The following is a 15,643-nucleotide window of genomic DNA, read 5'->3' on the forward strand; positions in this document are numbered from 1 at the left end:
CACAGCCGTATTGACTGATCCACCGCTTTCGCGAGCAAGCCCGCTCCCACATTTTTGATGTGTGGTGTTGCTAATAATCAGCGCGGTTCGATGTGCGCAATCATCAGTTGCACCGTCTCATTGCCACGAAATTCATTCACATCCAGCTTGTAGGCCAATTCCACCCAACGCACCGTCGGGTTCGGCCACACTTCGCGGTCCACGCCAAAGGCAATGCCATCGAGCTTCACCGACCCGCATTCGCTCTTGAGCACCACTTTCAAATGCCGCTCGCCCACCACCCGCTGCTCCACCAACTGAAATACCCCGTGAAACAACGGCTCGGGAAAATGCTGCCCCCACGGGCCGGCATGGCGCAGGGCGCGGGCCAGTTCCAGGTGGAACTCTTCCACCGCCAGGGTACCGTCTGAAAGCAGGCGGCCAGTGAGGTCTTCTTCGCGCAGTTGACGACGCACTTCGGCATCAAAGGCTTCGGCGAACAACGGGAAGTTGGCTTCAGGCAAGGTCAGCCCCGCCGCCATGGCGTGGCCGCCGTATTTGGTGATCAGGTTGGGGTGCTGGCTGGCGACGACCGCCAGCGCATCGCGGATATGAAAGCCCTGCACCGAGCGTCCAGAGCCCTTGAGCAGGCCATCGCCGGCATCGGCGAAGGCGATGGTCGGGCGAAAGTACCGTTCCTTCATACGCGACGCCAGGATACCGATCACCCCTTGGTGCCACTCCGGGTCGAACAGGCATAAGCCGTACGGCATCGACTCCACCGGCAAGTCCTTGAGCTGGGCCAGGGCCTCGCGCTGCATGCCTTGTTCGATGGATTTACGGTCCTGGTTCATGCCGTCCAGTTGCGCGGCCATTTCCCGTGCGGCGGCGAAGTCGGTGGTGAGCAGGCATTCGATGCCCAGGCTCATGTCATCCAGGCGTCCGGCGGCATTCAGGCGCGGGCCGAGGATAAAACCCAGGTCGGTGGAGGTGATACGCGCATGATCACGCTTGGCCACTTCCAGAATCGCCTTGATCCCCGGCCGCGCCCGGCCGGCCCGAATACGCTCCAGGCCCTGGTGCACGAGGATGCGGTTGTTGGCGTCCAGCGGCACCACGTCAGCGACGCTGCCCAGGGCCACGAGGTCGAGCAGTTCACCGATATTCGGCTGGGGCTTGTTGTCGTACCAACCCAGGCTGCGCAACCGCGCACGCAGGGCCATCAACACGTAGAAGATCACGCCAACGCCAGCCAGGGCCTTGCTGGGGAACCCGCAGCCCGGCTGGTTCGGATTGACGATGGCGTCGGCGGCCGGCAGTTCATCGCCGGGCAAGTGGTGGTCGGTGACCAGCACCTGCAACCCCGCCGCCTTCGCCGCCGCCACGCCTTCGACACTGGAGATGCCGTTGTCCACGGTGATCAGCAACTGCGGCTCGCGCTGCAGGGCCACCGCAACGATTTCCGGGGTCAGGCCATAGCCGTATTCGAAGCGGTTGGGCACCAGGTAGTCGACGTGGGCCGCGCCGAGCAAACGCAGGCCCAGGGTGCCCACGGTGCTCGCCGTGGCGCCATCGGCGTCGAAGTCACCCACGATCAGGATGCGCTGACGCTGCTCCAGGGCCGTCACCAGCAAGTCCACCGCCGCGTCGATGCCCTTGAGCTGCTGATAGGGAATCAACCGCGCCAGGCTCTTGTCCAGCTCGGCTTCCGATTGCACCCCGCGTGCGGCGTAAAGGCGGGTCAACAACGGCGGCAGTTCACCGAGAAAAGGCAGGACGGCGGGCAATGGGCGGGGATCGATACGCATACGGTGGTGATAACTTCTCTTTAATTGTAGGAGCGAGCTTGCTCGCGAAAATGGTTAACGATGACACATGTGCCTGGGTGATCGCGGTGCCCTGGAGTTTTTCGCGAGCAAGCTCGCTCCTACAGGGAGCCGGGCTCAGCCAAGATTCAACCGCGTTCGCCGACCAGCCATTGCAGTTGCACTTCATGCTGGCCACGGTCATCGGTCACAAAAATCGTGCCTTCGCTGATCATCACGTCCCACTTGATCACTCGCGGCATGTCCTTGGCCAGGGTCTCCAAGACTTCCTGAGGCACCGCAGCGATGTGCACGTTTTTCAGGTTGTTGGCCACCGGTACCACCTTGCCTTCCCACACGCGCAAGCTGCCATAGGCCAGCAGGCTGGTGCGTTCGGTGCGGCGCGAGCACCAGGTGAGGCGGTCGGCATCCGGCTGGCCGACTTCGATCCAGTGCAAAACCCGATCATCCAGGCTTTTTTCCCACAGGGCCGGTTCGTCCACATCCGACAGGCCACGCCCGAACGCCAATTGCTCGTTGTACCAGAGGGCGTAGGCCAGCAGGCGCACGGTCATGCGCTCTTCGGTTTCCGAAGGGTGGCGGGCGATGGTCTGTTTGACGCTCTCGTACACCGAGCGGTCGAGGTCGGTGAGGTTGAGTTCGAATTTGTAGGTCGTGGACGGCTGGGCCATGAACGGGCTTCTAAAGACAAGGAAAGGCGGCCAGTCTAACCGATGGCGAGGGCATTGAACGAATACTGCGCTGCATCCGCGCCGCTCGCCTATGTTAAAAAGCAGTACATCATCGTCCCGCGCTTGTAAGGATCCCCATGTCGCTCACTGCCAAACCACTTGCCGGCCTGAAAGTCATCGAACTGGGCACTCTGATCGCCGGCCCGTTTGCCTCACGCATCTGCGCCGAATTCGGCGCCGAGGTGATCAAGGTCGAATCCCCGGACGGCGGCGACCCACTGCGCAAATGGCGCAAGCTGTATGAAGGCACTTCGCTGTGGTGGTTCGTACAGGCCCGCAACAAGCAGTCGCTGACACTCAACCTCAAGCACCCTGAGGGGCTGGCGATCCTCAAGCAACTGTTGGCCGACGCCGACATCCTCATCGAAAACTTCCGCCCAGGCGTGCTGGAGAAACTCGGCCTGAGCTGGGAAACCCTGCACGCCCTCAACCCCAAGCTGGTGATGGTGCGCCTCTCGGGCTTCGGCCAGACCGGGCCGATGAAGGACCAGCCGGCGTTTGGCGCGGTGGGCGAGTCTATGGGCGGCTTGCGCTATATCACCGGCTTCGAGGACCGCCCGCCGGTGCGCACCGGCATTTCCATCGGCGACTCGATCGCCGCGTTGTGGGCGGTGATCGGCGCGCTAATGGCGCTGCGCCATCGCGAGGTCAACGGCGGCCTCGGCCAAGTGGTGGATGTGGCGCTGTATGAAGCCATCTTCGCCATGATGGAAAGCATGATCCCCGAGTTCGATGTGTTCGGGTTTATCCGTGAGCGCACCGGCAACATCATGCCCGGTATCACCCCGTCCTCGATCCACACCACCGCAGACGGCAAGCATGTGCAGATCGGCGCCAATGGCGATGCGATCTTCAAGCGCTTCATGCAGGTGATCGGCCGTGACGACTTGGCGAACGACCCGGCACTGGCCAGCAATGACGGGCGTGACACTCGCCGCGACGAGCTCTACGGCGTGATTGATCGCTGGGTCAATTCGCTGTCGCTCGACCAGGTGATTGAGCAACTGAATAAAGCCGAGGTGCCCGCCAGCCGTATCTACAGCGCCGAAGACATGCTGGGCGACCCGCAATTCCTGGCCCGGGAAATGTTCCTCAAGGCGCAGTTGCCAGGCGGCAAAGACTTCAAGATGCCCGGCATCGTGCCCAAGCTGTCGGACACACCGGGCAGTTGCGAATGGGTTGGGCCGCAATTGGGTGAACACAACGGCGTGGTGCTCAATGCCCTGGGCTACGACGCGGCGGCTATCACTCGCCTGCGCGAGGATGGCGCGATCTGACAAATTGCAGGCAAAAAGAAACCCCGAGCAGTGGGGAGACAACTCGGGGTTAAACGTGGCCTACAAAGACCAGTACAGCAAGCTACAGACACCGGAGCACAATGCCTGCTCTTGCTGTTACAAACTCTGACTGAACACCTTGTAGGAAGGTTCCGAAGAAAAATAATGTTTCATGCCAGTGCGCCGCCACGGGTCTGGGAGGCGTTGCGCAAGGCAGCGATGACTGAAGGTTCCAGGCGCCCTTCGGCGATTTTCAGGTCGCGAAGCAGGCAATCCACCACATCCACCAGCGCGCGCTTGTCGCTCAATTGCGCACGATCGACTTCACGTTCAACCACGATGGCGCCACCGGGGTTCTTCACGGTTACCAGGCAGTCGTCGCGCATACCGGCAGAGGTCAGCGTAACCTGATAAGGGCTCAGTGCTTGGCTGAGCAATAGGTTGATACTTTCCATCTCGATCACCACTCAATCATTCGAAAAAGGTTCGAAAAACAAAAATGTCACGAAGAGGCTGACATTCAAGTGACCCGTGCTCAAAGCAGAAAGTTCTACCTTTTGTGTAATCCACTGCTTGAGGAAAACGAGCATGCACGGAAAAGATGACAGAGAAAAAACAACGGCGCACAGGCTAGAATCCCTGGATTATCCCGGGAGCCTGACTTGAGAGCTGCGTCTGAACCGCCTTTGCGTATCGTGATTGCCGACGATCACCCGATTTTCCTGATCGGCCTGCGCGCCGTGCTCGAACGGGACCCGCAGATCAGCATCGTCGGTGAGGCCAATTCCCCTCAGGCCCTCAATGCAGTGTTGCAACACTGTGCCTGCGATGTGGTGGTGACCGACTTCATGATGCCCGTCGAGCCCCAGGCCGACGGGCTGCGCTTGATCGAGCAACTGCGCCGGCACTATCCGCACCTGCCCATTGTGGTGGTGACCATGCTCAACAATGCCGGCTTGTTTCATTCCATCCTGGCATTGGGTGTGATGGGTTTGCTGAGCAAGGCCAGCCTCGCCGATGAGCTGCCCCAGGCGATCCGCCAGGTGCGCCAGCAACGCACCTACGTGGCCCAGACCATCCGCCAGGCGCTGAGCCTGGCCGGGGAAGTCGGCGCTGATCGCCTGCATTCCCAGGAACACCTGTCACCCCGGGAGCTGGAGGTGATTCGCCTGTTGGCCAGTGGCATGACTGTGGGCGAGATCGCCGCGCACCTGCACCGTAGCAAGCAGACCGTCAGCGCGCAAAAAGTCAGCGCCATGCGCAAGCTCGGGCTGGTCAACGATGCCGCCCTGTTTATTTACGTGCAGGAACACGGGCTGGCCTAGCCTGGAACGCGATCCATTGCTTGAGCGCCTCGGCCTCCATCGGCCGGGCGATAAAACAGCCTTGCAGCCACGCCGCGCCCAGTTCGCCCACGGCGTGATAGTCGGCGGCGGTTTCCACACCGGTGACCACCACGGCGACGTCCAGACGCGCCGCCATGCTCATGGCGCCCGCCACCACCGCGGCCTTGCGGTCATCATTGGCCATCCCACAGGCAAACGCCGGGGGGATTTTCAGTTCGGTAAAAGGTAGCTCCAGCAAATGCTGCAGGCTGGTGCCGCCCATGCCGAAGTCGCCGATGGACAACTGGCAACCCAACATGCGCAAGCGCAGCAACCCGGTGACATGGGCGCTGTCGGTTTTCAGCGTCGAGGTTTCCACCAGCTCCAGGGTCAGGCTATGGGCGGGCACGCCGTGCAGTTGCAGCAAACCTTGCAGTACTTGGGGGAAGTGCTCGCGCTCCAGCATGCGCCCGGGGATGTTCACCGCTACCGGCAGCACCTGGCCGCTTTCGCCCATCACCTGGTTCGCCAAGCCAAGCGCCTGCTCCAGCACATGCCAGGTAAACGCCTCTTCCATGCCGGCAAACTCCAGCACCGGCAGGAACTCGTCAGGCAGCAACAGTTCACCGTCCTGCAACTGCCAACGCGCCAGCGCCTCCACCCCTTGCAACACCCCGGCCTGACTGACGATGGGCTGGTACCAGACCCTGCCACACGCCGCGATAGTGGCCTGGCTGACATCCGCCGAGGGCGGCAGTTGTTCCTGCTCGCTCAAGCCCAACAGTTGGCGCACGCGCTCCCAGGACAGCACCGGTGGCCCCGGGCGCAAGTGCTCCTGACAGTCGCTCAGCACCTGCCCGATCAGCTTGGCCGAGGCCGGCTTGGGCAAGCACGCCAAGACCTTGAGCCCCAATTGCCGAGCCATGTTCGCCACGCCTTCCAGCACGTCGGGCTCGGCGTTGCTGAGCAGGATCAACACCTGGGCCAGACGGCGCTCGGCCAACTCACGGATCAACGCCAGGCCATCGCCCTGCTCCAGGTACAGATCGCAGATGGCGATGTCCACCGGGCCTTTGCTGTCCAGGGACTGACGTGCGGTTTCGACCGTTTCCGCGGCGCGTACATTGAACACGCCGTTGGCATTGAGCATCTGGTGCAGGGCCATCAGTTGAAACGGGTTGTCTTCGAGGATCAGGACGTTCAGGGATCGCATGGGTAAGTGGTGTCGGTACAGGGAAAGTCCTGCACAGTAGTCATATGCTGCGGTGTGCCCCATAGGACGTGTCCTAAAAGCGTCCTTAAATGTGGGAGGGGCAGATCCCCTGTGGGAGCTGGCTTGCCTGCGAAGACGGTGTGTCAGTCGCTACATCTGTTACTGCACTACCGCTATCGCAGCATAGGTATCTACACAACTTTGTGGGCTGTAGCAGCAGACGGTAACCACGATGCGAAGCGAGCCGCTCTTGATCTGCTCTTGATCTGCTTTTGATCTTGATCTTAAGCGCCCCGTTAAACCACGCTGGCCGGAATTCGACAGGGATTTGGGGGGTAAACCGGCAGGGATGCCGGTTTACCCCCCAAATCACTGGCGGATTACGGGCACACCGAGCCTAAGCGAGGTGCCGAGTGGTGGGGCAAGAGCGTTTTGCTTACTTTTGCGCTTTTCAAAAGTGAGCCGCCGTCAGGGCGGAACCCTAAGTGGCCGTTACCTAAATAACGGATATATACCCGGTCCAACTGTGTTGACTGTCAGGCCGCCTTCGCGAGCAAGCCCGCTCCCACAGGTTGATCGCGGGGTGCCAGGTAGATGGATGTCAGCTATCCGGTCGTCATCGCAGGCAAGCCAGCTCCCACATTCAGATCTCGGCGCGTCAGTTAGATCAGCGTCGGCTGCAGGGCCGTCACGGGAGCCAGCTCCCACAGGGAATCTTCGTTGCCTTGAGCATCGCGCTCGCTTAGCTGACCGGCATTAGGGTGTCAGGCATCCAGATAGGGTTGCAGATCGCGACGAAACGCCTTGAGCACCTCGGACAAGCGCAACCAGGGTGCTTCAAGCTCGGCGCCGCGCTGCTCACGGGCGCACTGCTCAAGGGCGACGCAGGCCTTGGCGAGTGGCAGTGCATCCACCAAGGAGCAAATGCCCTTGAGCCGGTGCAGCGACGCATTCAAGCGTGCCATGTCACGCTCGGCCAGGGCGCCCGCCAATACCTCGTGTTCGTGGTCCAGGCTCTTGGCCAGCTCCTGCAACATGCTCTGCAGCACCGGCCCGTCGGCCTGGGTCATGATGCGCAGGGCCTGGATATCGAACGAACGCTGGGGCGCCACGCGGGCCAGCACTTGGGTCCAGTGTTCCAAGGTCACGGGCTTGACCAGCAGTTCGTCCATACCAGCGTCCTCGCAGCGGCGTTGTTCATCTTTCATGGCGTTGGCGGTGCAACCCACCAGCGCACTCCGGGGCCGTTGCTCCTCTGCTTCCAGGCGCCGGATCGCCGCACTCAGGGCATAACCGGACATGCCGGGCATCTGGCAATCGGTGACCAACACGTCAAAACGCTGCTCACGCCAGCGTTGCAGCGCGGCCTCGGCTGACTCCAGGGCGACCACCTGGTGACCGAGGAACTGCAACTGCTGCGCCAGCACCAGGCGGTTGGCCGCCAAATCGTCCACCACCAGCACCGACAGGCTACGCCCCGTCGATGACAACGTCGCGGCAGGCGTTGCCGGCACATCGTCGGTGCTGATCCGATCCAGGCGCAGGTCAATGCACACCACCGTCCCCTCGCCCACCACACTGTCGAGGTGAATGCTCCCGCCCATCAATTCCACCAGTTGCTTGCAGATACTCAGGCCCAGCCCGGTGCCGCCGTGCTGCGCAGCGGTCAAGGCGCTTACCTGGGTAAACGGCTTGAACACCCGCGGCTGTTGCTCGGCGCTGATGCCCGGGCCGCTGTCCTTGACGCACAGGTGCAGGTATTCGGTATCGCGCTCATCCCGCTGGCAGGTCACGCTGAGGTGAACCCCGCCCCGCTCGGTGAATTTGAGCGCATTGCCCAACAGGTTGTGCATCACCTGGCGCAACCGCAGCGGATCGAACCAGTAATAGCCCTGAGCGGCCGGATCAAACGCCAGGGTCAGATGCAGGCCCTTCTGTTGCGCGGTGGCTTCGAACAGACTCTGGATACCCTCGAAAAAACTCTTGAGCTCAGTGGTCTGTGGCGCCAGTTGCAGGTGGCCGGCCTCGATCTTGGCCAAGTCCAGGCTGTCGCCCATCAGCGCAATCAGCTCGCGCGCCGAACGATGGGCCACTTGCAGCGCCTCGGAAACCGGTTGGCCGCTTGCCAGGCAACGCTCTTGCTCCAGTTCGAGCAAGCCAATGATGGCGGTCATGGGGGTGCGAATCTCATGGCTCAAGGCCGAGAGAAATGCACTTTTGGCGTAGTTCGCTTCATCGGCGGCCTGGCGGGCGTCCATCAACTGGCGCTCCAGGTCTTTGCGTTCGTTGATATCGATCCAGCCGCCCAACAACCCCTGCAAGCGGCCCTGAGCATCGAAAAAGGGCACGGTCCACTGATAGACGTGATAAGTGCCGCCGTTGAGTTCCAATTGCCGGTCGACAAACAACGGCTGCTGCGTGGCCAATTGCTCCATGTGCCCTTCGTGCAGGCGCGCCGCTGTGGCGTCGGGCACCACCTTGCTTTCCATCAGCGTCAGGCCCTGGATCAGCTCCAGCCGGGTCGCCAGTTGCTGTTCATAGCTTTTGTTGCAGGTTACCAGGCGCCCGTCCAGGTCGCGGACGAACAGCGGGTTGGGCATACCGTCGAGCAATGCGCGCTTGAACGCCAGCTGGTCATTGAGCCGTTGCTCGGCCTCCAGCCGTTGGCGAATCTGGCGCTTGAGCCGGCTGTTCCACACCAGCGACACCAACACAAACAGCAGCGCCGTGGCCATCGTCCAATAGGCCCAGGGCGGTACACGCTGCCAGACGGGCGGCGGGATCACCACGGCACCGATCCAACGCAGGCGCAGGGCACTCAACTCAGCCACCGGCAACGCCTCCAGGGCTTTATTCAGAATGTTCAGCAATTCAGGCTGGTCCTTGCGCACCGACAGGCAGTTGGACGACCACCGCCCGTCGACACTGCGGCCCATGCGCAAGCCATCCTCTGCGTAACTCTGCACTTCCACTTCAGTCTGTAGGGTGGCGGCGGCCTCGCCCCGTCGTACCAGCTCACGGGCCTGGGTGTAATTGTCTACCAGGCGCAACTTGATGCGCGGATGGTCATGGCGAATCTGGCTCTCCATGACGTGGCGCGCCGGCAATGCCAGCACCTTGCCGTCCAACTGGTTCAAGCCCATCAGGGGCGCGGCATCGGCACGTTCGATAAACACCCAGCCGGACCCGCCAAAATCATGGCTGAAGTTGAGCAGCGCACTGCGCTCCTGATTCACTGCCAGGGTGGTGTTCATCTGCGCCCGGCCGGTTTCCAGCCATTCCAGGGTTTGTGCGGTAGAACCCACCTCTTCATAGATAAACTGCAAACCGGTCATGCGCGAGATGCGATTCAACAGGTCGACATTCAAGCCAACCCAGTGGCCGTCCTTGTCCCTGAAGATATAAGGCGACATTTGCTGGGCCACCACCACGACATGGGGATGCTCGCGCACCCAGGCCCGTTCCGATGTCGACAACGCAATGCGCTCACCACTGATGCCGACACCCAGACCGGTGGTCCAGCGTGCGAGGATTTCGCGCTGCACCGACTCGTCGAGGCTTGCCAGCGCGCGGTTCATCATGGCCCCCAACAACGGATCGGCCTGGCGGGTGGCAAAGGCAAAACCGATGGGCGCCAGCCGGCTTTGCTCCTTGATCTGCAACCCCAGGTAAGGCCGCAGCGATTTATAGGCGCGCACGATCACTTCATTGCCGATAAACGCATCGACGTCGCCCTGCTTCAAGGCTTCGAGGCCGCTGTAGAGGTTGGGCGCGAGCATGATGTGGCTGTCCGGATACGCCGCGTGAACCTTCTGCACGTTGGCGTAGCCGTCGAGTAACACCAGCTTCTTGCCGGCCAGGTCGTCGCCTTGGGTATCATCGCGGCGCAGCACCACCACTGAACGGTCGGGCATGTAGTCCGGGGTGAACTGCAGGCCGGGCACATCTCGCTCGTAGCCATTGGCACTGGTGAGAATATCGATGGTGCCGTTGCGCAGCGCTTCAACCGCCTGGGCGCGCTCGGAGAAGCCCAGCACTTGCATGGGCACGCCCAGCCGCGCGCCGACCAGGCTCAAGTAATCGGCGCTGATGCCCTGGTAGCGATTGCGGTCGCGGGTGATGTCGATCGGCTGGTAGTCATCTATCGAAATGCCCACCTTCAACGTCCGATGCGCCGCCAACCACTGCTGCTCGGTCGGCGCCAGGGGCATAGGTTCAAGCGCGATAAACGCCGGCACCAGTTTGAACGGCAGGCTGACGGCGGCCAGGCTCATGGGTACCTGGGTGAGCCACAACAGGCACACCAGCTTCAACGTCCATTGGATCAACACCTGCACCGGTTGGGTTTCCTTGATTGGGCGAATGGGCAAGTATGGCTCGCCAGAATGAAAAAGCCCGTCACGAGGACGGGCTTGGCCGACTGCAAAAAAAGCTGACTGTTGCCCCACCATGTCTTGGGTGGATGAAATCAGCTTGAATGTGGGGCAGCACAAAGATGCCCCTCGGCCGTCAGGCAGCCCTGTCGATCAGAGCGGCTTGCCCCGATTGCCATGCTGGCTGACGAACGCCTGCACCGCCTTCAGGTCGTTGGCCAACACGGTGCAGCGTTCTTCACGCTCGAACAGGTCGGTCAAATGTTCCGGCAGTTCCAGCGCCTTGCCAATGCCGGCCTTCTCCACCGCTTCCGGGAACTTGACCGGGTGCGCGGTACCGAGGATCACCATTGGAATATCCAGGCTGCGGCGGCACTCGCGGGCGGCTTTCACGCCGATGGCCGTGTGCGGGTCGAGTACTTCGCCGGTCTCGGCATAGACCTGCGCGATGGTTTCGCAGGTTTGCGCGTCGTCCACGGCCAGGGAATCGAACAGCTTGCGGGTTTCGGTCCAGCGCTCTTGTTCGACGCTGAAACCGCCACCTTGCTTGAAGCTGCTCATCAGCTCGGCCAGGGCTGCGCCGTTGCGACCGTGCATGTCGAACAGCAGGCGTTCGAAGTTCGACGACACCATGATGTCCATGGACGGCGACAGCGTGGCGTGCAGGGTTTCCTTCACGTACTGGTTGCCGCTCATGAAGCGATGCAGGATGTCGTTACGGTTGGTGGCGACGATCAACTGGTTGATCGGCAGGCCCATGTTGCGCGCCAGGTAACCGGCAAAAATATCACCGAAGTTACCGGTCGGCACCGAGAACGACACCGAACGCGCCGGGCCGCCCAACTGCAGCGAGGCGTGGAAGTAGTAGACGATCTGGGCCATGATCCGCGCCCAGTTGATCGAGTTCACCGCCACCAGGCGCGTGCCCTTGAGGAAGCTCTGGTCAGCGAAGCTGTTCTTGACCATTTCCTGGCAGTCATCGAAGTTGCCTTCGATGGCGATGTTGTGGATGTTCTCGCCGAAGATGGTGGTCATCTGGCGACGCTGCACTTCGGAAACACGCTTGTGCGGGTGCAGGATGAAGATGTCGACGTTTTCGCAGTGCTTGCACCCTTCGATGGCCGCCGAGCCGGTATCGCCGGAGGTGGCGCCGATGATCACCACGCGCTCGCCGCGTTTTTCCAGCACGTAGTCGAGCAGGCGGCCCAGCAGTTGCAGGGCGAAGTCCTTGAACGCCAGGGTCGGGCCGTGGAACAGCTCCAGCACCCACTCATTGCCGTTCAGTTGACGCAGGGGCGCGATGGCGTTGTGGGAAAACACGCCGTAGGTTTCTTCCAGAATCTTTTTGAAGTCCGCATCCGGAATGCTGCCGGTCACGAACGGGCGCATCACTCGGAAAGCCAGCTCGTGATACGGCAGGCCGGCCCAGGAGGCGATTTCTTCCTGGGTGAAGCGTGGCAGGTTTTCCGGCACATACAGGCCGCCGTCGGTGGCAAGGCCTGCCAGCAGAACGTCTTCGAAATTCAGGGCCGGTGCCTGGCCGCGGGTGCTGATATAACGCATGACTGGCTCCTCTAAAACATTCTCGAACAGGGGCCGCCGAATGGACGGGGCCCCTGGAACAAATCGGTTAGTTCAAGTGTTCGACGCGAATCCGCACCACCGGGCCCACTACGCCTTGCAAGGCTTCCAGGGCATGGATGGCATCGTTGATGTGCTGTTCGAGCACGCGGTGGGTCAGCAGGATCATCGGCACCTGGCCGTTTTGCTCCTCGACTTCCTTCTGCATGATCGACTCGATGTTGATACCGCGCTCCGACAGGATGCTGGCCACCTGGGCCAACACGCCTGGATGGTCCTGGGCCTGGATGCGCAGGTAGTAGGCACTTTCACAGGCTTCGATCGGCAGAATCGGGTGGGCCGACAGCGAATCCGGCTGGAAGGCCAGGTGCGGCACGCGGTTTTCCGGGTCGCTGGTCATGGCGCGAACCACGTCCACCAGGTCGGCGATCACCGACGAAGCCGTCGGCTCCATGCCGGCACCGGCGCCGTAGAACAGGGTGGAACCGGCGGCGTCGCCGTTGACCATCACCGCGTTCATCACGCCATTGACGTTGGCGATCAGGCGGTCGGCCGGGATCAGCGTCGGGTGCACACGCAACTCGATACCCGCCGCGGTGCTGCGCGCCACGCCCAGGTGCTTGATGCGGTAGCCCAGGGCTTCAGCGTAGTTGACGTCGGCGGTGGTCAGCTTGGTGATGCCTTCGGTGTAGGCCTTGTCGAACTGCAGCGGGATACCAAAGGCGATGGAGGCCAGGATGGTCAGCTTGTGGGCCGCGTCGATGCCTTCCACGTCGAAGGTCGGGTCGGCTTCTGCGTAACCCAGGGCCTGGGCTTCGGCCAGCACGTCTTCGAAGGTACGGCCCTTCTCGCGCATTTCGGTGAGGATGAAGTTACCGGTGCCGTTGATGATGCCGGCCACCCAGTTGATGCGGTTGGCGGACAGGCCTTCACGGATCGCCTTGATCACCGGGATACCACCGGCCACCGCGGCTTCGAACGCCACGATCACGCCCTTCTCGCGGGCCTTGGCGAAGATCTCGTTGCCGTGCACGGCGATCAGCGCCTTGTTGGCGGTGACCACGTGCTTGCCATTTTCGATGGCTTTGAGCACCAGCTCGCGGGCCACGGTGTAGCCGCCTACCAGCTCGATAACGATATCGATCTCAGGGTTGGTGGCCACGGCGAACACATCGTTGGTAATCGCAATACCGGTCGTTTCGAACTGAGGCTTTGGCGAACGCGTGGCAATCTGCGCCACTTCAATCCCGCGACCTGCGCGGCGGGAAATTTCTTCAGCGTTACGCTGAAGTACGTTGAAGGTACCGCCACCGACGGTCCCTAACCCACAGATGCCTACTTTGACCGGTTTCACTGAAGAACTCCCCATGAAACGGCCGACGCTAGGTCGGCCGTGAAAACAGCCGCACAACTGCGGCTCTCAATTAATGACCCGCCGACGGTTCGGCGGGCCATGATCGTCAAAGGCTCAACGATAAATGCTTACTTGGCACCCAGTGCCAGTTTGGCAACTTGCGGCGCCGGCTGGTAGCCCGGAATCACCTGGCCGTCGGCCAAAACGATGGCCGGTGTACCGTTTACACCAATGGACTGGCCCAGGGCGAACTGCTTGGAAACCGGGTTGGCGCATTTGGCCGACTTGATTTCCTTGCCATCGACCATCTTGTCCATGGCCGCTTTCTTGTCGGCCGAGCACCACACTGCCTGCAACTGCTCGTCACCCGGCGAACCCAGGCCCTGGCGCGGGAAAGCAACGTAGCGCACTTCCACGCCCAGCTTGTTCAGCGCCGGGATCTCGGCGTGCAGCTTGTGGCAGTACGGGCAGGTGGTGTCGGTGAACACGGTGATGTGGGTCTTGGTTTCGCCAATGGCGGGGTAAACCACGGTTTCAGCCACCGGGATGCCGTTGATCAGCTTGGACACGCCCAGGCGCTCGGCCTTCTCGGTCAGGTTGACCGGCTTGCCATCCTTGAGTTGGAACAGGTAGCCCTGGACGATGTACTGGCCATCGGCACTGGCGTACAGCACGCGGCTGCCCTTGAGCTTGACTTCGTACAGGCCGGCCATAGGGCTGGCGCTGATGCTTTCGATAGGCGTGTCGAGCGCCAGGTTGGCCAGGCTCTTGCGGATGGTCTGCTCGGCCGCATCATCGGCGACCGCAAAGGTGGAAACCAACGCAATGGCTGCGGCGGCAATAATCTGGGTCAAGCGCATGGGAACTCCTGAAGGCAGAGGCAGGGACGGGAGCAGAATACTGATCTGGACCACAATGGATGCCGTCCCCTTTGCGAACCGGCAAAGCCTACCACAGTTGGGCGGGAGGGCAGCCCGCGACAGGTAAAATGGGCCATTTCTGACGGTTTTATCCGCGAGGGTGATGCTTGGCGTGCATGTCCTGCAAACGTGCGCGTGCCACATGGGTGTAGATCTGGGTTGTGGATAAGTCGCTGTGCCCCAGCAGCATTTGCACCACGCGCAAATCCGCGCCGTGGTTGAGCAAGTGGGTGGCGAACGCATGGCGCAGGGTGTGGGGCGACAGCGCCTTGCCGATCCCGGCCACTTTGGCCTGGTGCTTGATGCGGTGCCAGAAGGTCTGGCGGGTCATCTGCTCGCCGCGCAGGCTGGGAAACAGCACGTCGCTGGGGCGCCCACCGAGCAGTTCGTGGCGCGCATCGCGCATGTACCGCTCGACCCACACAATCGCCTCCTCGCCCATGGGCACCAGCCGCTCCTTGCTGCCCTTGCCCATCACGCGCAATACGCCCTGGCGCAGGTTGACCTGCTCCAGGGTCAGGCTGATCAGTTCGGTGACGCGCAGGCCGCAGGCGTAGAGCACTTCCAGCATGGCGCGGTCGCGTTGGCCGATGGCTTCACTGAGATCCGGCGCGGCCAACAGGGCCTCCACATCGGTTTCCGACAAAGACTTAGGAAGAGGCCTACCTAATTGCGGCATATCGACTTGTAGAGTTGGATCGGTCGCGATGAGTTTTTCCCGCAACAGATAGCGATAAAAGCCACGCACACCGGAGAGGAATCGCGCAGTAGAGCGCGGTTTGTAGTTCTGTTCCAGGCGCCAGGCCAGGTGATCGAGGATCAGCTCGCGCCCGGCATTGATCAGCTCAAGGTTTTTCTCCTGCAGCCAGCCGTTGAACAGCGCCAGGTCACTGCGGTACGCCTGGCGTGTGTTGTCCGACAGGCCTTTTTCTAACCAGAGGGCGTCGAGGAAGCGGTCGATCAGGGGATGGTCAATGGCAGGCATGGGCACTCAAGCAACGCAGCACAAGGCAATACGCGAATTATTTAGTGAACTGTGGCAAGAGCCATTAGTCTTTCATAGC

Annotated in this window: 11 protein-coding genes; 2 read left to right on the plus strand and 9 right to left on the minus strand. The window is 61.6% G+C overall.

The window, feature by feature from the left end; translation table 11 throughout:
- Positions 1–77: 77 nt before the first annotated feature.
- A complete protein-coding gene (gene recJ / locus ACWHXD_RS25260) occupies positions 78–1,787 on the minus strand; it encodes a single-stranded-DNA-specific exonuclease RecJ (RefSeq protein ID WP_003193951.1) in 1,710 nt (569 codons plus the stop codon).
- Positions 1,788–1,933: 146 nt separating this feature from the next.
- Entirely contained in the window at positions 1,934–2,476 is a 543-nt protein-coding gene (locus ACWHXD_RS25265; protein ID WP_003193952.1) for a YaeQ family protein, read from the minus strand.
- A gap of 137 nt (positions 2,477–2,613) precedes the next feature.
- Here ACWHXD_RS25265 and ACWHXD_RS25270 point away from each other — a divergent pair, with 137 nt between their 5' ends.
- The gene (locus tag ACWHXD_RS25270) at positions 2,614–3,813 is read left to right on the plus strand and encodes a CaiB/BaiF CoA transferase family protein (protein WP_499084788.1); all 1,200 of its coding nucleotides are present in this window, start codon (positions 2,614–2,616) and stop codon (positions 3,811–3,813) included.
- A 170-nt stretch (positions 3,814–3,983) separates the two neighbouring features.
- Here ACWHXD_RS25270 and ACWHXD_RS25275 read toward each other — a convergent pair whose 3' ends face one another.
- Complete coding sequence (locus ACWHXD_RS25275; protein WP_020301357.1) at positions 3,984–4,268, minus strand: DUF3509 domain-containing protein; 285 nt, start codon at positions 4,266–4,268, stop codon at positions 3,984–3,986.
- A gap of 207 nt (positions 4,269–4,475) precedes the next feature.
- Between ACWHXD_RS25275 and ACWHXD_RS25280 the strand changes: the two genes are divergently transcribed.
- Positions 4,476–5,138 (plus strand): response regulator, encoded by a 663-nt coding sequence (locus tag ACWHXD_RS25280; RefSeq protein ID WP_138762252.1) that lies wholly within the window; start codon positions 4,476–4,478, stop codon positions 5,136–5,138.
- Here ACWHXD_RS25280 and ACWHXD_RS25285 read toward each other — a convergent pair.
- The 6 genes from ACWHXD_RS25285 to xerD form a co-directional block, all read right to left on the minus strand.
- The gene (locus ACWHXD_RS25285; RefSeq protein ID WP_032895433.1) at positions 5,107–6,351 is read right to left on the minus strand and encodes an EAL domain-containing response regulator; all 1,245 of its coding nucleotides are present in this window, start codon (positions 6,349–6,351) and stop codon (positions 5,107–5,109) included. The two genes, ACWHXD_RS25280 and ACWHXD_RS25285, sit on opposite strands and share 32 nt — an antisense overlap.
- A gap of 764 nt (positions 6,352–7,115) precedes the next feature.
- Positions 7,116–10,688, minus strand: a complete 3,573-nt coding sequence (locus ACWHXD_RS25290) for an ATP-binding protein (protein WP_138762307.1) — start codon at positions 10,686–10,688, stop codon at positions 7,116–7,118.
- Between the two features lie 189 nt (positions 10,689–10,877).
- Positions 10,878–12,287, minus strand: coding sequence for a threonine synthase (thrC, locus tag ACWHXD_RS25295; protein ID WP_032895432.1), 1,410 nt, complete (start codon positions 12,285–12,287; stop codon positions 10,878–10,880).
- A 67-nt stretch (positions 12,288–12,354) separates the two neighbouring features.
- Positions 12,355–13,659, minus strand: coding sequence for a homoserine dehydrogenase (locus tag ACWHXD_RS25300; RefSeq protein WP_032895431.1), 1,305 nt, complete (start codon positions 13,657–13,659; stop codon positions 12,355–12,357).
- A 128-nt stretch (positions 13,660–13,787) separates the two neighbouring features.
- A complete protein-coding gene (locus tag ACWHXD_RS25305; protein WP_005791088.1) occupies positions 13,788–14,519 on the minus strand; it encodes a thioredoxin fold domain-containing protein in 732 nt (243 codons plus the stop codon).
- A 148-nt stretch (positions 14,520–14,667) separates the two neighbouring features.
- Entirely contained in the window at positions 14,668–15,564 is an 897-nt protein-coding gene (gene xerD, locus ACWHXD_RS25310) for a site-specific tyrosine recombinase XerD (RefSeq protein WP_098950464.1), read from the minus strand.
- Positions 15,565–15,643 lie beyond the last annotated feature (79 nt).

Source organism: Pseudomonas fjordensis (assembly GCF_976987115.1).

What these genes read in the sequence shown, in the direction of transcription:
- ACWHXD_RS25275 (WP_020301357.1), bottom strand. Translation starts at nt 4,268, where the DNA reads ATGGAAAGTATCAACCTATTGCTCAGCCAAGCACTGAGCCCTTATCAG.
- xerD (WP_098950464.1), bottom strand. Translation starts at nt 15,564, where the DNA reads ATGCCTGCCATTGACCATCCCCTGATCGACCGCTTCCTCGACGCCCTC.
- recJ (WP_003193951.1), bottom strand. Translation starts at nt 1,787, where the DNA reads ATGCGTATCGATCCCCGCCCATTGCCCGCCGTCCTGCCTTTTCTCGGT.
- thrC (WP_032895432.1), bottom strand. Translation starts at nt 12,287, where the DNA reads ATGCGTTATATCAGCACCCGCGGCCAGGCACCGGCCCTGAATTTCGAA.
- ACWHXD_RS25285 (WP_032895433.1), bottom strand. Translation starts at nt 6,351, where the DNA reads ATGCGATCCCTGAACGTCCTGATCCTCGAAGACAACCCGTTTCAACTG.
- ACWHXD_RS25305 (WP_005791088.1), bottom strand. Translation starts at nt 14,519, where the DNA reads ATGCGCTTGACCCAGATTATTGCCGCCGCAGCCATTGCGTTGGTTTCC.
- ACWHXD_RS25270 (WP_499084788.1), top strand. Translation starts at nt 2,614, where the DNA reads ATGTCGCTCACTGCCAAACCACTTGCCGGCCTGAAAGTCATCGAACTG.
- ACWHXD_RS25265 (WP_003193952.1), bottom strand. Translation starts at nt 2,476, where the DNA reads ATGGCCCAGCCGTCCACGACCTACAAATTCGAACTCAACCTCACCGAC.